Origin of the sequence: Oculatella sp. FACHB-28 (assembly GCF_014696015.1) — a bacterium.
GTDB lineage: Bacteria > Cyanobacteriota > Cyanobacteriia > Elainellales > Elainellaceae > JAAUTN01.
Map to the genome: position 1 here is coordinate 61,010 of NZ_JACJPJ010000094.1, position 18,198 is coordinate 79,207.

The window sequence follows — 18,198 nt, forward strand, 5'->3', positions numbered from 1 at the left end:
CGTGCATTAACTACGAGGCTGCCCGTGCTACCTATTGCGAGATGACAGATATGGCTTACTCGACAACTTCTGAAAATCCGGCATCGAACAGCAACCTTCATCTCGTGATCGTCGAGGCATATGAAGGAGTAGCGGAGCTGTATGCAGACGAGCCAGAGGAGATAAAAGCCGCTAGAGGGTTAGGGCTTCCTGTTGCAGAAATTGCAGAGCAACTAGATTGTCGCATTACAGTTCTGAGTTGGGATCAGTGGCGAAATTATGAAGTTAGAAAATTGTGGACCCCTACGCCATCCACTCGCCCCAGTACGCCACCTGATTTTAGCCACATGCAGGTTGACTTTCAGTCGGAGCGAGTTAAGCAAGTCTCACTTCCTGCAGTCGATCCAGACTACGGGTTGCCGTTTGAGGAGTGTGGCTTAAGCCCGCGATCGCATGGACTCATCAACGACAGTGGCTTATTGTTTTTCGCATCCTACTGTCTTCTGAGAGAACTTAAAATACTTCATCAGCAAGATCCTTTTCAAGCTGTAATTCTGCCTATGTGGGGCGGAGTTGGCTATGTCTCTCAAATGGCACGGGCAACCCATGCTCCAAATCAACTAGATGTGCCCTTCGGCGTGGTTGTAACAGATCCCTCACTTACCCGTCAACGTGCCAATCAAGAAGGGGAATGGCTCCGTCATGCCGTCATCCGCCGTCAAATGGAAGACTTATCGCTAGCACTCGCCGACCTGACGCTAGCTTTTGGACTGAGAGGAAAAGAAACGGCGATTGCCGGAAGACTACCTGAAGCTTCCCTTCCTGTTTTAGCCCCTCGATTTGTAGAAGCGTCTTGTCTAGATGCGATCGCCTACGCAGCGAACCATCCTGCCCAGAGTTACCAGTCTCTCCAGTTTTTTCTCTATGAACCGCAGGAAGCTGCGTCAGGAGTGCTGAATACATTAGACGCGGTTGCACAGTTAAACCGTCAAGAACTAAGACTAGAACAACCTGTAATAAGTTCCGGTCCTGAAATGACTTTTGCTCCCATGAAGCCTAGGGAGTTTACACATTACTGGTCTTCACGCGGATTTGTCCGAGAATTGGTGCACGATCGCCAATGGCAATGGCAGCGGGACTATCCACAAATTACACAAGGTTTCCGGGTTCGTTTATATCCCAGTAATTTTGAGTACTTACCGAACGTTTGGGCAGAACTAGCCCGTTGCTCTTTTGTGGTGTTGTCCCCAGCAGCAGCCGAAGGACTTGCAGCCGGAACAGCTTTACCCCAAGAAGTCTTGATTCAGGGAGAACCCAACCCAGAAACTTTAGCAAATCACTTGCAATGGATTGCACAAGCAGATTTGCAGCAGCTAGATCAGATTAGACAAAACCTGTGCCGCCAAGTTGTTGAAGCTCATCGAGGTGAAGGAAGACAGCGGTTGCTTGATGAAACTGCTACCAGCTTAGGGCAACTCCTGGCTAGTCCTCCTCCACCACAAGATTTGTCGGGAGTCGCGCTGCTATTAGGCGATCGCCGTTTCCCTTTACAAACCCTTGCCCAACAAAATCAACCCCCTTCCCTACCAGAAAGCAATTCTCACATTCAGCCAGGCACGTTGTCTGTAGTTGTGCCTTGTTATGAGATGGGAGCCATGCTCAAGGAAGCGATAGAGAGCATCTGGAAGTCTGAGCGGTGCCCGGATGAAGTACTCATTATTGATGACGGGTCACAGGGCGAAGAAACCATTACAACCATTCGAGAATTAGAAGCGATCGCTTCTAGCAAAGGATTGCCCCTAAGGGTAATTCGCAAACGTAACGGGGGGCTAGCGGCTGCCAGAAATACTGGACTTGCAGCGGCAACCGGAGAATTTATCTCTTTTCTAGATGGCGATGACTTGATTGAACCACAGTTTTACTCGCTCGCTCAACACCTGCTTCAGCAGTATCCTCTGTTGGGTGGTGTTGCAGCCTGGGCTTCTATTTTTGGGACAGGTATCCCAGATGGATTCTGGAACTCCCCTCAACCAGAACTACCATTTCTGCTGATTGAAAACAGTGTATTTATTCCCTGCTTGACTCGTACTGTTCTCCTCCGACAGCTTGGTGGCTACGACACTCGCCAAAGATATAACTATGAAGACTGGGAACTCAGCGTTCGAATGCTAGCAGCAGGGTGGATGATTGTCACCATTCCAATGCAGTTGATGAAGTATCGCATCCGCCAAGACTCACTTTATCGCAGCATGACAGATGTACAAAATCAGGTGATGCGAGAACTGTTTTTGACAACTCATCAAGATGTGGTTTCTAAGTTTGCAGTAGCGATCGCCATGCAGCTAGAGCATCAGTGGAAACAACTCGCCTATACAGAGCCACCTGCTAACTCACCTGTACTGACGCAAGTGAGCAATCTGTACACTGCTCTTGCATCTACCCCGATTCCCAAATGTCTGGCAGCTATCCAACGGTTTATCGGTCGCTTTAAAAGAACTTGAGTATTTCAATTCTCCTATGAAACACCTAATTATCTGTGGCGAATATCCTCCTGCACCCTTTCCACCCGGAGGTATTGGAACTTACGTCATGCACATTGCCCGCCTGCTTGCCGAAAGTGGCGAGACGGTACATGTGATTACACAGCTTTGGGCAGGTGCCGCCAAGCGAATTGAGGAGAAATGCCAGGGCAGACTCATTATTCACCGTGTACCGCTTGATGATTGGGACTCCTTTCTCCTACGAAGCCCCAATTCTGAGCAACGAGCAAAAGAAGTGAAGGCGCTCTCCCAGTCCTGCTTTCCGGCTCAAGCCTTTTCCTGGCAGGCAAGCTTACTCGCAGAACAACTGGTTGAAGAAGAGGGTATTGATCTGATCGAGGCACAGGATTATGAGGCTCCTCTCTACTACTTCCAGTTGCGGCGGGCATTAGGACTTGGACCAAAACAAACGCCCCCTTGTTTAATTCACCTACACTCTCCCACAGAATTTATTGCTCAGCATAACGACTGGGATATCAGTTTGCCCAATCTGTTGACCGCCAAACGGTTGGAGGACTATAGCATTGGGGCAGCGGATGCATTGCTGTGCCCCAGTCAATACTTTGCTAACCAAGCAGAAACTCATTACGGATTAACAAAAGGAAGTATTCAAGTCATTCCTCTACCAATCGGTGATAATCCAACGCTAAAGCGCGACTCAGAAACCTGGCAGCAAGGCAACATCTCTTATATAGGGCGGCTAGAGCGACGAAAAGGCGTACTGGAATGGATTGAGGCTGCAGTGGAGGTAGCTGAGAGCCATCCAACAGCTCAGTTTGAATTTATTGGGACCAACTGCCTAGGTTCTCATCGAATCAGTGGAGAAGAATTTGTTGAACGGCAAATTCCAGATCATCTCAAAGCAAGATTTCATTTTCGGGGTAGGCAAAATCGTTCCGTTTTACCACGTTTTTTGAGGCGATCGCGCATTGCTGTTGTGCCATCCCGCTGGGAAAACTTTCCCAACACTTGTGTGGAGGCAATGTGTTCAGGATTGCCCGTGATTGCCTCTCCAGAAGGTGGCATGGTAGAGATGATCAAAGATGGTGAAACAGGTTGGCTAGCAGACAGTGCCAGTTCACAAAGCCTTGCCACAGTTCTCAAACGAGCCTTAGAGACCCCACCCGCTGAAATAGCTGAGATGGGTGACAAAGCTGCCTTCTCAATTCGCCAAATGTGTGACAACGAGAGAATTTTGGAGAAACATCTAGAACTCAGGCAACAGCTCGTTGATCACAAGGCAAAACGCTCTCTCTGTCTGCCTGTTAATCTCCCTTGGCAAAAACAACCGCTATCTAATGAGTCCGCTCACCGAGTTGCTAAAACTGACGCTGAAGGAATTGCAGTTGTAATCTCCTGTTTCAATGATGGAGAAATTCTTGATAAATGCCTGCAGAGTGTAGCGAATCAATCCCAAAAGCCAATAAAAATAGTCATAGTAGACAGTGGCTCAACTGATGAACAAACGCTGAAAGGGCTACGGCAGGCAGAATGGGATGGCTTGCAAATTATTCAAAACAAGAAGGGAGATCCAGTTTCAGCCAAAAACCTAGGCATCAAGACTATCTTGCAGTCTGAGTGTAAGCCTTTAGGATTTGCCTTCTTTGAAGCGAAACACATCTTCTACCCCAACTTTATTGAAACCTGTGAATCAACACTCCGCAAGTGTCCAGAAGTTGGAGTTGTTTCCTGTTGGGCACGAGAGGGTGGTAGTGAACAAGCTTGGGTGAAACCTTGTCCTAGTTTTCCCTATCAATGGCTAACGAACGAAGCAGTTCCGTTCAGTGTCGTCCGAACAGAAACACTGCATGAAGTCAATCAATTCAGAGCAGAAATGCATCAAGGATACGAGGACTGGGATTTGCTCAATGCAATTCTAGCGGCAGGATGGGTTGCTGTGACACTTCCCGAAATCCTTGCCGATGACTGGTCGGGCAACAGTTCCGTTCTCAATATGCCTAGCATTCACGCTCACGGCAGAATGCGTCGAGAAATGCTGGAAAGGTTTCCAGGTTTGGTTGCTCGTGATGCCCAAGAAATTGCGCTCCTGAGTAGTTTGAACCCTGTACCGTCTATTCAACAGGAGTTATCTACACCTCAAGGCAAGCAATTTCTGACTCAAATTATTCTTTCTTCATTCAAAGAAGCAACTTTTCGGATTCTTGGAAAAGTCAAAAGCACTGTCTTTCAAGTCTTGTCCTCTTTTCTGAAACCAATCAGAAAACAGGCAGTTTGAGGAATCTCTATCTAATTGACCAAGTCGTTCATTTTTGATTTAGACCTGTATGAATCCCTTAATATCTGTTGTCATTTGTACACACAATCGAGATCGGTATTTAGGCAAAGCAATTCGAAGTTTGCTCGATCAGCAAATGCCTAAAGATCAATACGAAATCGTCGTAGTTGATAACCGCTCAACAGATACTACAAAAGACGTAGTAGAGCAATTTTCAGCAGAAAATCCTATTCGATACATTTATGAGCCAAATCTAGGACTTTCCTATGCACGTAACACGGGCTGGCGTAGCTCCGAAGGGAAGTACATTGCTTATTTAGACGATGATGCGATCGCCCATCCAGGTTGGCTCAACACGATTCTTGAGGTATTTGAGACCGTAACTCCAAGACCTGGATGCATCGGTGGAAAAGCAGAAGCGATCTGGGAAGCTCCAAGACCAGACTGGGTTTCTGATGAGTTGGTTACGGGCTTGACTGTAATTGATTGGTCAGATACTCCGCATCCCATTTCCGATCTATCTCAAGAATGGTTGGTCGGTGCAAATATGGCATTTCCCAAAGAAGTACTGGAGGAGATTGACGGATTTATCCCAGGGCTTGACCGAGTAGGCAAGAACTTGTTATCTGGAGGCGATGTTTTTCTAGAGAAGCAAATCATGCAAGCAGGATATTCCTGCTTCTATCATCCCAAAATGGCCATTGGTCATCACATTCAAAAAACCAGATTAGATCGTCAGTGGTTTCTTCGGAGATATTACTGGCAAGGAGTTTCTGATGCTGCAACTCATTTAATTGAACAGTCTCCTTCTGCAATTGGACGGCTGCAAGCTGCTGTATCCAGAGCTGTGAATTTGCTGCGATCGCCCCAAAAAATTTCTCACCTGTTGTTGCCTAGAGAAGATCCAAAACAATTTACAGAAAAGTGTTTTGCACTGATCGAAGTCGGTCACATCGTCGGACTGTTAGGAGCAGTACAAAGATAAAATGCCATGCATATTCATTTAATTCGTACCCGTTATCCGCATTGGGGTGGAAACTCTGGTATCCACCAGTTTGTTCGATACATCGATCAAAACAAATATGACATAGATACGTGGGTCGCTTCAGACAGCGATGAAGACTTTCCTCTACAACATTCAGGGTTACGAGATGTGCTGCGCCACGCAGTTCAAATGCGGGGAATCCAGTGGTACAAATTAAGTGACCTCACCGCAGAGTATAAAGCTCTGCAAAAGTGTTGGAAGCAACAAGTTGATATTGTCCATTACCTGGATGGAGAGCACTCACCACAGTTTCTACCCAGGCTGCTCAAGCTATTAGGGAAAAAGCGTCCTAAAGTCATCGCCACCTTCCACCAACCCCCTGAACTGCTTGACTCACTTCTCGATCGTTCAGTCATTCCACTACTGGACTTTGTTACGGTAGTATCGCCTGCACAAGTTGCTTATTTTAGTAATTTGATCGGAGCTGATAAAGTTTCCTCAATTCTACATGGCATTGATACAGCCTACTTTCATCCAGGTGATGAATCCAAAGAAGACAAGTTTAAATGCATCACTGTTGGTAAATATTTAAGAGATTTTGTAGCATTACGAGCCGTTGCGGAAGCACTCAGTGGGCGCGAAGACATTGAATTTCACGTTGTTTCTTCAAACGCAGATGAAGTTAAAGACTTAGAAAACGTCACCATTCATCAAGGGATTGATGATGCCAGTTTATTGAAACTCTATCAGCAGTCCAATTTACTGTTCCTACCACTAACTCAATCTACCGCTAACAACGCGCTGTTAGAGGGCATTGCCTGTGGTTTGCCTGTCATATCAACTGATTTGCCTTCTGTAAAAGCTTATTTGCCAGGGAAAGAAGCCATTCTGGTACAAAACAACGATCCAAAACAACTCACAAACGCAATATTAGAACTGGCTGATAATCCAGTAGATTGCAAGGTAATGGGAGCAGAAGCTCGCAGACGAGCAAGAGAACTGGATTGGAAGAATATTACTTCTCAGTATGAAGCTCTCTATTCTCAAGTCATGAGTAGTTAGCTTGTGCGGCAATAAACATAACAGCAAAGTAAAGAAAAATCTGGAGATTACGTGAACGTATCCATCGTGATCGCTGCCCATAACGCAGCAGGGACAATTGCTGAAACGCTTAATTCCCTCCTATGCCAAACTTATTTGGACTGGGAGGCAATCGTTGTTGATGACGGCTCAAGCGACGAAACAGCAGCGATCGCGGCTCAATTTACAGCAAAAGATGCCCGAATTCAGGTAGTGAGCCAACCTCAAGGAGGGGTCAGTTCAGCTAGAAATCGAGGAGTTAGTTTAGCTCAGTCCAACTGGTTACTTTTTCTAGATGCGGACGATTGGCTCTTACCTCCTTGTCTTGAGCTATTGACAAACGTGCTGAAGTTAAACGCTGAAGTAGATGCGGTCTACTGTGGTTGGGCACGAGTTGCCCCAGATGGAAGATATATTGACCAGTACTGCTGTCCCTGCTCAGACAACCTATTTGAGGTATTTGCAAAATACTGTGCTTTTGCAATTCACACCTGCATCTTCAGACGTTCACTGTTTGAGTCAGTTGGGGGATTTAATCCTTCGCTCAAAACCTGTGAGGATTGGGATCTGTGGCAACGGATTGCTCGCACAGGGGCTTCTTTTGCAGCCGTTTACAAGGTTCTTGCACTGTATCGGATGAGACCGGATTCAGCTTCAATGAGCAGTTTCCAAGTTTTTACAGATGGTTTGCAGGTAATCACTCAAGGGCATTCAACTGATCCACGCATCTCGAACCCGGATCCCAATTACCAAAACGGATTACCCACAGACCAACTCTCCAGCACAAAGTATTACTTTGCCTGTTGGATTGCTGGACTCATGATTGGCAGCGGTAGCGATGCGCGATCGCTGCTCGAAGTTCTCAAAGATGAACCTGCTCCTGAGCTAGATCCACAAAACATTGTCCAAAATCTCTTCCTAGCATCGCTTTTACCTACCTGCCAAACTCCAAGTGAGTGGAATAAACTTTGGGCTACTATACAAGCGCAAGTTAACAATTTCCTACTTGCTTTAGAGGAACAAACTCAAATTTCAGGATTACATCACGATGTTTATACTGCTCTTGAACAGCACTGCTCAGAGCCATTAGCAATACCAGAACGTATGGAAACTAAAGTTTCACATACTATTCAGCTTGAGATTACAGAACCCATACCTAACCTTTCCTTGCCAGAAGGGGTTGAACGCCTTCATTGCACCATTGAACTAGAAGGAACTTGTCTCGGCACATTAGAACTTCCCGTTTTTGAAGGGTATGTTCATAGTTATGTGTTGACTGATGCGATCGCCGCTGACTTTGCTTGGCAAATTATAGGGCATTTCTTTGAGCACACTGTTTATCCCTCCTTGAGTATTGAAACACAGGAAACTCGTTCATCCATTCGACGAGGAAACCTGTGCCTTGCAGAATTACCGTCTGAACAACCTATCGTTTGGTCGAAAATTCATAATCAGATTGGCTGGACAGTGTTTCTACAAGAGATTTGGGCACGTCCAGATTTGCCAGAGGCTAGCTTTTATGATCCTCAAGCGCCAGAAGAGCCGAGCACAAAGTGTTGCTTAAGTGACGGTTGGCTCACACTTGAAGTGAGTGAAACATTGTCAGACGTAAAAGTTGCAGGACAACAGCTTGACGTAGTTCTTACAGTAGGTGGAGTTGCTATTGGAGTTGTCCCGGTACCTGTTAAAGATGATGTGGTGCGATCGCAAGAACTTAGAGCAGCACTTACAGCGGCAACAGGATATGAACTCTGCTGCACAGCCGTTCGAGAAGGGCTTCTTGGCAGACCTGTTACAGAGCCAACCTCTCTCCGAGATAGACTCCTCGAAGCAGCTTCTCACAATTCGCCTACTGATGCTCTTAACCGCGTCCTATCACCTAGTGAGAGAGGTGTGGTGTTAGGGCGACGTACCTTTAATGTGTTTGGGACAAGCGCTTCTCGCAGGGCAGTGTTTCCTGCCACAGTAGCCCGTGAACTGAGCGATTGTGCTTTGATGGCTGGCGAACCTGTCCTACATGTGCTGGAGCCAAGTGAACAAGCTGCCCGTGTAGTCTATGCACCTGACTTAATTTGGCGTCCCGTTCAAAAACAAAAAACCTCTTCCACGCATACATTCCGCTCCAATACAAAACAGGCAGTTGAGGTACCGCTTTATAATCGCAGCTACTTTGAAACGACCTTTGCAACTGGTCCCGTTCACTGGAATTACACGAACCAGTATGAACAAACCAAGTATGAGCAAACGCTCTCCTTGCTACCTCCCAAGCCAATCGCACGGGTGCTTGAGCTTGCTTGTGCTGAGGGACACTTCACCGCGCAGCTGGCTCCTCATGTTGAACATTTGACTGCTGCTGATATTTCTCAAATTGCTCTTGAACAAGCGGCTGAACGGTGCGCTGGCTTGAAAAATGTTGACTTCATGCATCTCGACTTCATGAAGGAACCCTTGCCTAAACCGTTCGATTTAATTATCTGTAGCGAAGTACTTTACTTTGCTAATGAGAGAGAAACCCTTCAGAATGTGGCTCAAAAGTTTGCAGATGCCCTCGCGCCCGGTGGTTACTTATTAACGGCACATGCAAACCTGGTTATTGATGAACCCGATCGCCCTGGCTTTAACTGGAACTTTCCGTTTGGGGCAAAAGTAATTGGGGAAATACTAGCAAGCACACCCTCCCTTCACCTAGTCAGAGAAATCTGGACTCCGCTTTATCGAATTCAGCTTTTTCAACGTAGCCCGCAGTTTCGGTGGTTCTTCTCCCAAACTGCTCCAGAGTTGATTAAATTGCCGCAACCTACACCACCCCCACCTCAAGTTGCCGCCGATGTTCTGTGGAATGGAGGTACACCTCGCGATCAGACAGTTCAGTCTGTTTCGACCTATCATCTCCCGATTCTCATGTACCATCGGGTTGCCCCTAGCGGTGCGTCGGAGTCAGCTCGCTATCGTGTCAGTCCGGATGCCTTTGAGGAACAGGTTCGTTATTTATATGACGCAGGATACTACAGCATTACGCTAGAGGATTGGCACGCCGCAATGAAAGCTCACCGACCGTTACCAGGTCGAGCTATCATGTTCACGTTTGATGATGGCTATCAAGACTTTCAAACCTACGCCTGGCCAATTCTGAAGCAGTATGGGTTCACAGCGATTGTCTTTCTTGTTGCAAATTTAGTAGGCAAAACCAATCTTTGGGACCAGGCTTACGGAGAAGAAATTCCCCTGCTCGAATGGCAGCAAATTCGACAACTAGAGAGTGAAGGAGTTGAATTTGGCTCACACTCTGCAAACCATCATCCGCTAACCACAATTCCTTATGAGGCAGTAATCCGAGAGGGAATTTGCTCACGTATGATTTTGGAGCGGGAACTGGGACATCTCGTCAAAACCTTTGCCTATCCTCACGGTGCTGAAGATCGAGTCATCCAGCATCTAATAGGAGCCTGTGGCTACTCCTTTGGATTAAGTTGCCGATCGGGATTGTGTGGTCTACAGGAACCTCTACTCGCTCTGCCTCGCATTGAAATCACTGGTTCTGATAAGTTGCGTGATTTTGTTGCGAAGCTAAATCCATGAGGAATAGCGATCGCCCTTAGACTTTAAGAACACAAATCGGCATCAGTTAAGTCGAAAATCATGGAATCAATACCAGAGCATAAAATCATACGCTCACAACTTTTTTCAGATTGTTTCTTCTTGAGTATTGTTGTCCTAATCTCTTTAATTCTCTACATTCCGTCTCTCGGCTTTTATAGTGACGACTGGTCATTTTTAGCACCTCTTAATCTCTCTACAGATCAATCCTTTCTGGGGTTATTTCAATCTGTCTATCTACATCAGCCTAACGTCCAGATGCGACCTGTGCAGGTTCTTTACATTGCAGGTCTTTATTGGTTATTTGGCTTAAATCCATTAGGATATCATCTAATTAATTGTGTATTTCTTAGCTTGGGAATCGTCTTCTTCTACTTAGTTCTTAGAGAATTAAAGCAACCACGCTTTCTTGCACTATCCATTCCGTTAGTATATGCGCTACTTCCTCACTATTCAACGAACCGATTTTGGGTAGCAGCTTTTCAAATTACTTTAAGCATGACCCTATACTTTCTAAGTTTATATGCAGACCTTGTAGCAGTACGTACCAAAACGACATTAGGACTGTGGGCTTGGAAGTTGATCAGTATTGCAAGCCTTTTAATTAGTGGGTTAGCCTATGAAATCTTTTTGCCCTGGTTTCTATTTAACCCCTTATTATCTTGGTATAAGGGGAGATTACTCAATCAATCAATTTTAAGCTATTTCAGCAAGCTAAAATTAATATTGTTAATGGGAAGCACGTTCCCTTGCGTAGTATTTGTGTTTCTCTTCAAGAAGATGACAACAACTCGTCAAGGAGAACTTGAGTTCAGAGAGCATCTAGGTTGGCTTTTTCAACTTTTTAAGGACGCAGTTACAATTAGCTATGGTGACTATGGATTTAAATTACCTCGGATTGTAGGCAGTATTATTTATAGTCAAACTAACTGGGTAATATTAATATTAGGCGGATTGGTGGGGTTGGTTGTGTTCAGTTATCTATTTCATATCGTTAAACTACAGAACATTAACCTACTCAATTACACTAACGAACTGAAATTGACTTTAGCTAGTTTCTTTGTTTTTGCAGCAGGCTATTCAATATTTTTGCTTACGCAAAACGCCCAAAACTCAGCCGCAGGCATTAGCAACCGTATCGCTATAGCCTCGGCAATAGGAGTAGCATTTACTTTCATAGGCTTAATCGGACTGGCAAGCAGTTTTATTCGTACAAATCGCTCACGTAAAGTCCTTTTTTGCCTGCTAATCGCTTTACTCTGTAGTAGTGGTTTTATAATCAACAATGCCATTGCTTCCTATTGGGCTGATGCCTACCGTCAAGAACAGAATATCCTTGCTGATATTCAACAACACCTGCCATCCTTAAAGGATGATGCTACTTTGATTCTTGACGGGATCTGTCCCTATTCCGGACCAGCAGTCGTTTTTGAGTCCAATTGGGATTTAGCAGGAGCATTGCGGATAATCTATAAAACCTACACTTTGAAAGCTGATGTCGTGACGCCTAATTTACAAGTGAATGAGGATGGACTTACCACAGCCTTATACTACGGATCACTAGTGAGTCATTATCCCTACGAAAATCTATTGATTTACAATATTAAAGACAAATTAGTTCATGAGATAACGGATGCGGATGCAGCTTATCGCTATTTTCAAACTTTTAATGCTGACTATGACAACAATTGCCCCAAAGGAAGAGAAGGTCATGGCGTAAGAATTTTCTAAGCTATTATTTTCCTATTCAATCTGGTTAGCAACAATTCATTCTGAGGTCTGCTTCTCTTTACAAGCAGATGGTCAAAGTTGACGCGAAAATCCGGCTTGGACACCATGCTCTGGATTCCGTAATCGAATTGCTCTATCCGGTTGATTTGTACAAGGTAATTCTGCTGCCCAACAAGCCCCCTTTTGATTTTTTGGAGAGAAGTAGGTTACGTCATTAATTTGTTTTTCTACCACTTCTACTTGAACAACTTGGGGCGGTAAAAGGAGGCGCGATCGCACTCCTTGACTGGTTAAGCTCGTTCCAACCATGGCAGCCAACAATAGTGAAATGAATAGACTTTGGTGCTGTAGCTTCTTAAGTTGCCATGAAGACAGCGGCCGGTTAGTAATTCTCGCCAAACTAATTTGGAGTTGTGATTGAAATAGGAGAGCAGCCAGCAAAGTAGGCAAAAGAACAAAATATCCTATACCAAACCTCAACAAAGGTGCTTGCGATAAGGTGAAAGCGCTTCCAACAAACGCCAAGATTAAAATCCAACAGTAACTGAAATTCTGTTTTGCTCGGGATTCTTTGATTACATAACCCGTTGATGCAATAGATATTCCAACTAATAGCACAATTAATTTACTTGAGCTGATAGAGTTAAACCATTGCCAGAACAGCCATAGACTGGAGTTGGCTTGAGAGGGCGGAGAGCCAAACCAACTGCCCCAACCACGAGTTACTTCACCAAGCGCTTGAGCTTCGTGAGAAGTGATTGCCCAGGGCACGTCAAGACATAGTAAAGGAGAAGGATATAGCAAGCAACCAGAATTGGTTGCTCCAAAGAAAAGTATGGGTAGTAAGAGTAAAATACTGACTACACTGCCCACCAAAAATCGTCTTGAACTAAATCTTCTACCGAATAAGTACACTAGGCTAGTGACAAACAGAAGAGGCAGGGCTGTAAGCTTAATTGATGTTGCTCCAATAGCTAATATTAGGGGAATCAAATCAGCATAAAGAACTGGATGCTTCAACTGAGTAGAATTAATGGAATCGGAACTTACTAATATCACCCAAGCAACCACACCCGTCAAAAAGATAACTGGAATGTCAGGAGAGGGAGAGATTAAAACAGTTGACAAAAGCCGGGTCGCAACACTGCCCGAAATAACTATAAATAAGAAAAATACGATAAACCAGTCACTAATTTTTGATTTTTTAGCAAAGCCTTGAGTTAAACAGACTATACAATGCAAGGATGCCAGAAATATAACAAAACCATTCGTTACGGCACTAGCTCGACCTTCCAGGAAGACGGCATTGAGAGGTGCGGCAAGAGCAAACCAGGCGGAGGCAAAGCCGAGTTGCTTTGAAAGTAAGGCGATACCGGGAACTGCACCAAATTCTGATAACCAACGGATTGCACCATAGTGATAAAGACCTGTGTCAATCCAGGTCACTTGGCGTGTGGTTAAGGCGGCAACTCCAATGGACAGCGTCAAGATTCCTACAAGTACACTGGGAGTCAAGTGCGATCGCAGTATTGCGATTTCACATCGAACCTTTGGGGACAGCAAGGACAGAAAGCCTAGTATCGCAGCTACTAATCCTCCTACCCAGGACGATAAAGCAAAGATAAAAGACGTTGCTAAAAGCGCAATAGAAAGGAAAACAACGCCCAACCAAAGAGAAATAATTGAGCGATCGCCCAATCTCACAAAAATGTTTGCTTTCAAACTATTCAGCAAGGCTGTGCCAGTTAACCAACAAACAATACTTAAAAGAGTCCAAACAGCAATAAAGTAGAGCATAAATCTAGACTATTAAACACACCAAGCTTAACAAGATTAAGTGCTTTTTCTAGATAATAAAGGCTAGTTAGTAAAATATTTGTACTGGCTTAATATGACTAGCGAGAAGTGTAGAGATACTCTTTAAAGAGTGCATAAAGGCGGCGATTGTTTAACATACAGTAGACATACAAGTATTAGTATTAATTAACACGTTAGAGATATTCCCTAGGCACTATTCCCACCTCATCTACCTGCCTTATCTTCAGCAAAATTTTCTATCCCTTCCGGGTATCACGCTTCACGAGGAATGTTCAGTGCAGTCAATTTGTGGCTCAGCTCAAGCAAGGGGATTACCCATTCAAAAAATTAGAGATAGCAAATTAGATACGTGATTTTATCCGGATAGATAAGTGGTTTGTTAGTAAAAGGTCTTGTCAGAGACTTTTAAAAATTTGGAAGTACCTAGTGGCATTTTCCAGGTCCTATCTGGAGGCGAGTGAATACTTGTAATGACTTTGACCAACTCAGATGTACGTTCTTCCATAGAACCAGCAATTTCAATTGTGATTCCGGTTCACAATGGCGGTGAAAGCTTCCGCGAATGTTTGTCTAGTTTAACCAAATTTGTTCCTAACTCTATAGAAGTTGTCATTGTTGTAGATGGTGGAACGGATGATTCTTGGCGTTTAGCTGAAGAGTCTGGAGCAAAGATCATTAAGTTCCCGACTGCAGGTGGCCCGGCCCGAGCAAGAAATGCAGGGGCGAAGGCAGCTCAAGGTGACATTCTGTTTTTTGTTGATGCAGATGTCACCATTGGTGCTGACACGTTGTCGCAGGTGGCAATCGCCTTCCAAACGTATCCCAATATTGCAGCCCTGATTGGCTCTTACGATGATGCTCCTGGCGCAACTAATTTTCTATCCCAATATAAAAACTTGTTTCATCACTATACTCATCAAACGGGTTGTGAAGAAGCCTCTACATTTTGGGGTGCCTGTGGTGCAATTCGACGAGATGTATTTTTAGAGATTGGCGGTTTTGACGAAGCGTATCGCTATCCTTCCATTGAAGATATTGAGTTAGGCTATCGACTTAAACGGGCGGGACATCAAATTCGGCTTTGTAAAAATGTGCAGGTCAAGCACTTAAAGTGTTGGAGACCCGTCTCTCTGTTGAGGGCTGAATTCTTCTACCGTGCCTTGCCCTGGACTGAGTTGCTATGGCGCGATCGCCAATTTGTCAATGACCTAAATCTCAAAACCTCAAGTCGCGTCAGTCTAGTACTGACTTATGGGCTATTGATTGCTCTGGCTGCAAGCTTCTGGTGGCTACCTGCACTGGGTTTGGCAGGTATTCTGAGTTTGTCTTTGCTGCTGCTAAATTTTTCTGTTTATCAATTCTTTCAACACAAGCGGGGATTATGGTTTGCCGTGCGGACCGTTCCCTGGCACTGGCTTTATTTTCTCTACAGCGGACTTGCTTTTGCAATTGGCACTATTCGCTACCACATCCGCCAGTACAGATTGCCAAAGCCAAGTTCCCTCAAATCTAAAGCATCAGTCTGAATAAGCATCCACTTCTACAAATTCAGACTAGATGTTCGCCAAGGTTTTACGCTCGACGCGGGTCAACTTTAAAGGATATTGGAGAAGGATTGATGAAGCATTACCCTGTTGCAATTCTGGGAGGCGGTCCAGCTGGGTTGACTGCTGCATACCAATTAGTCAAGCAAGGTATCCAGTCTGTTGTGTTAGAGAGGTCTGACAAGGTTGGTGGAATTTCCAGAACCGAAACCTATAGGGGCTATCGGTTTGACATTGGTGGGCACCGATTTTTCACTAAAGTAACTGAGGTTGAGCAATTTTGGCACGAAATTCTGACAGATGACTTCATCAAAGTTCCTCGACTGTCCCGAATTTATTATCAAGGCAAGTTTTACAACTATCCGCTCTCTTTGTTCAACGCACTAAGTAATCTCGGTGTTGTCACCAGTTTCATGATTTTGGTGAGTTATCTCAAGGCAAAGCTAAAAGCAAAGCTGCGACCTGGAAACGAACCAGAAACTTTTGAAGAATGGGTAATTGACTGCTTTGGCTATCGCCTTTACCGCATCTTCTTTAAAACCTACACCGAGAAAGTGTGGGGCATTCCATGCGACAAAATTCGGGCAGACTGGGCTGCTCAGCGAATTCAGGGGATGTCTCTCAAAAGAGCGGTAATCAACGCAGTATTTGGCAGCCAAAACGCCAAGAGCCTGATTAAAGAATTTGACTATCCACGGCTTGGTCCGGGCATGATGTGGGAACGCTGTCAGGAAATTTTGGACAGTAAAGGCTCTCCGGTTGAGCTACACACATCGGTACTTCGGGTAGAGCGTGAAGGAACCCGCATCAAAAGTATTACAGCGCAGAGAGGCGATCAGACCTTTCAAATTGAGGCAGATCATTTTGTCTCTACTATGCCTGTCACAGCACTGTTGCATCGGCTTGATCCACCCCCGCCTGAGCATGTTCTAGAGGCTGCTAGAGGGCTAAAATATCGGGACTTTTTGATTGTATCTCTGGTCGTCAACCAACCAGATCTATTTCCTGATAACTGGATTTATATTCATAGCCCAGAGTTTAAGGTTGGCAGAATTCAGAACTTTAAGAACTGGAGCCCAGAAATGGTGCCTGATAGCAGTAAGACCTGTCTAGGCATGGAATATTTTTGCAGCGAAGGGGATGACCTCTGGGAAATGTCAGATGCAGATTTAATCAAGCTGGCAAGCCGTGAGGCGGTTGAGTTAGGGTTAGGAGTCAATAAGGGTGATGTGGAAGATGGAACGGTGATTCGCCAACATAAAGCCTATCCGGTTTATGACGGGGAGTACCGCCAGCACTTACAGGTGATTCAAGATTACTTGGAAACATTTGAAAACCTGCAAACGGTTGGTCGCAATGGAATGCACCGCTACAACAATCAAGACCACTCGATGCTGACAGCGATGTTGGCAGTCCGGAACATTCTAGGTGAAAAGCACGATCTGTGGAATGTAAATACGGAACGGTCATACCACGAGGAGTTTACAAAGCAGCAGTGGTCAAGCGTTCAGGAGCAGTTTAAGGAGGGGCGATCGCCCATTGAAGCAACAGTGGTAACTCCTAGTTGAAATCAAACATCCCTTAAATAGTTGTACTAACGATTCAAGGAGCGTAGACATCATGTCAGAGCCGCAAGTTACGATCGTAGTTACACCTCGTGAGCGATTTAGCTATACTCGTGAGTCGTTAGAGAGCATTTATCAATACACAAAAGTTCCGTTCAAACTTGTGTATGTAGACGGCAATTCCCCAACAAAAATTCGACAATATCTGGAAGCAAAGTCACAGGAAAAGGGTTTTGAAATTATTCGCACTAACTACTACCTTTTCCCTAACCGCTCCAGGAACCTAGGACTAGAACGGGTTGAGACTCCGTATGTCGTGTTTGTAGATAATGATGTCATCGTAACCTCGGGTTGGCTAGAAGCACTAATTCAATGCTCAGAGGAGACTGGTGCTACCGTCGTCGGGCCATTAGTGTGTCAGGAAGAACCTGTTCATGAAACGATTCACTTTGCGGGCGGTGAGTCACGGATTATTCGCGACATCAAAGGAAGACTTCGCTTACGCGAAAAAATGTATAAGCAAGGGCGACGCGTAGCAGATATTCGTCCTCAACTTCAGCGTACTCCAACAGAGTTATCAGAGTTTCACTGCACATTAGTGAAAACTGAAGTTTTTAGGCAAATTGGTTTTTTCGATGAAGCCATGCTTAACACTAAAGAGCATGTAGATTTCTGTATGGCAGTTGCTCAGGTAGGGGGGACTGTGTATTTTGAACCAGACAGTGTTGCAACTTACGTACCCGGCAAACCCCTAAAGTGGACAGATTTGCACTTCTATATGCTGCGTTGGAGTGATGCCTGGGAGTTAGCTAGCCTTAGCCGAATGCAAGAAAAGTGGGGGTTAGCAGAGGATAGCTATTTTAAGCAAAAGTACAAGGCACTGGGTTGGAGAAGGCGCGATACAATCCTTTTGCCCCTCATTCAGAAAATTACCTTTGGTATTAAACATCGATTTCTCCAAAAGGTTTTGATGTATGGCTTGCTTGCTCCTGTAGAAAAGAGGCTTAATCGCTATCTCACGACACAGTACGCTAAGCAACATTTGCAGCAGCAACAAGTTCAAGCTCCCACACACTCTAAAATCTTAGAGACAGCTACATCCAGAAATTAGCTACGTAGCCGA

General features: G+C 45.0%; 10 protein-coding genes. 9 read left to right on the forward strand and 1 reads right to left on the reverse strand.

The features are described from left to right. Positions 1-50 precede the first annotated feature (50 nt). The 6 genes from H6F88_RS25395 to H6F88_RS25420 are packed head-to-tail and all read left to right on the forward strand — an operon-like array spanning position 51 to position 12,148. Positions 51-2,480, forward strand: coding sequence for a glycosyltransferase family A protein (locus tag H6F88_RS25395; protein WP_190645599.1), 2,430 nt, complete (start codon positions 51-53; stop codon positions 2,478-2,480). A 16-nt stretch (positions 2,481-2,496) separates the two neighbouring features. Continuing rightward, entirely contained in the window at positions 2,497-4,755 is a 2,259-nt protein-coding gene (locus tag H6F88_RS25400; RefSeq protein WP_190645600.1) for a glycosyltransferase, read from the forward strand. Positions 4,756-4,804: 49 nt separating this feature from the next. After that, positions 4,805-5,740, forward strand: a complete 936-nt coding sequence (locus H6F88_RS25405) for a glycosyltransferase family 2 protein (protein ID WP_190645601.1) — start codon at positions 4,805-4,807, stop codon at positions 5,738-5,740. A gap of 6 nt (positions 5,741-5,746) precedes the next feature. After that, positions 5,747-6,802 (forward strand): glycosyltransferase family 4 protein, encoded by a 1,056-nt coding sequence (locus tag H6F88_RS25410; protein ID WP_190645602.1) that lies wholly within the window; start codon positions 5,747-5,749, stop codon positions 6,800-6,802. Positions 6,803-6,853: 51 nt separating this feature from the next. Further along, positions 6,854-10,399, forward strand: coding sequence for a glycosyltransferase (locus H6F88_RS25415; protein WP_190645603.1), 3,546 nt, complete (start codon positions 6,854-6,856; stop codon positions 10,397-10,399). 60 nt (positions 10,400-10,459) lie between these two features. Next, entirely contained in the window at positions 10,460-12,148 is a 1,689-nt protein-coding gene (locus H6F88_RS25420; protein ID WP_190645604.1) for a hypothetical protein, read from the forward strand. Positions 12,149-12,220: 72 nt separating this feature from the next. Here the strand turns inward: H6F88_RS25420 and H6F88_RS25425 are convergent, their stop codons facing one another. Continuing rightward, complete coding sequence (locus tag H6F88_RS25425) at positions 12,221-13,945, reverse strand: hypothetical protein (protein ID WP_190645605.1); 1,725 nt, start codon at positions 13,943-13,945, stop codon at positions 12,221-12,223. 491 nt (positions 13,946-14,436) lie between these two features. On the opposite strand from H6F88_RS25425, the gene H6F88_RS25430 reads away from it, so the two are divergent. The 3 genes from H6F88_RS25430 (at position 14,437) to H6F88_RS25440 (ending at position 18,186) form a co-directional block, all read left to right on the forward strand. After that, the gene (locus tag H6F88_RS25430; RefSeq protein WP_190645606.1) at positions 14,437-15,492 is read left to right on the forward strand and encodes a glycosyltransferase family 2 protein; all 1,056 of its coding nucleotides are present in this window, start codon (positions 14,437-14,439) and stop codon (positions 15,490-15,492) included. A 92-nt stretch (positions 15,493-15,584) separates the two neighbouring features. Then, positions 15,585-17,078, forward strand: coding sequence for an NAD(P)/FAD-dependent oxidoreductase (locus H6F88_RS25435; RefSeq protein WP_190645607.1), 1,494 nt, complete (start codon positions 15,585-15,587; stop codon positions 17,076-17,078). 52 nt (positions 17,079-17,130) lie between these two features. Further along, entirely contained in the window at positions 17,131-18,186 is a 1,056-nt protein-coding gene (locus tag H6F88_RS25440) for a glycosyltransferase (protein ID WP_190645608.1), read from the forward strand. Positions 18,187-18,198 lie beyond the last annotated feature (12 nt).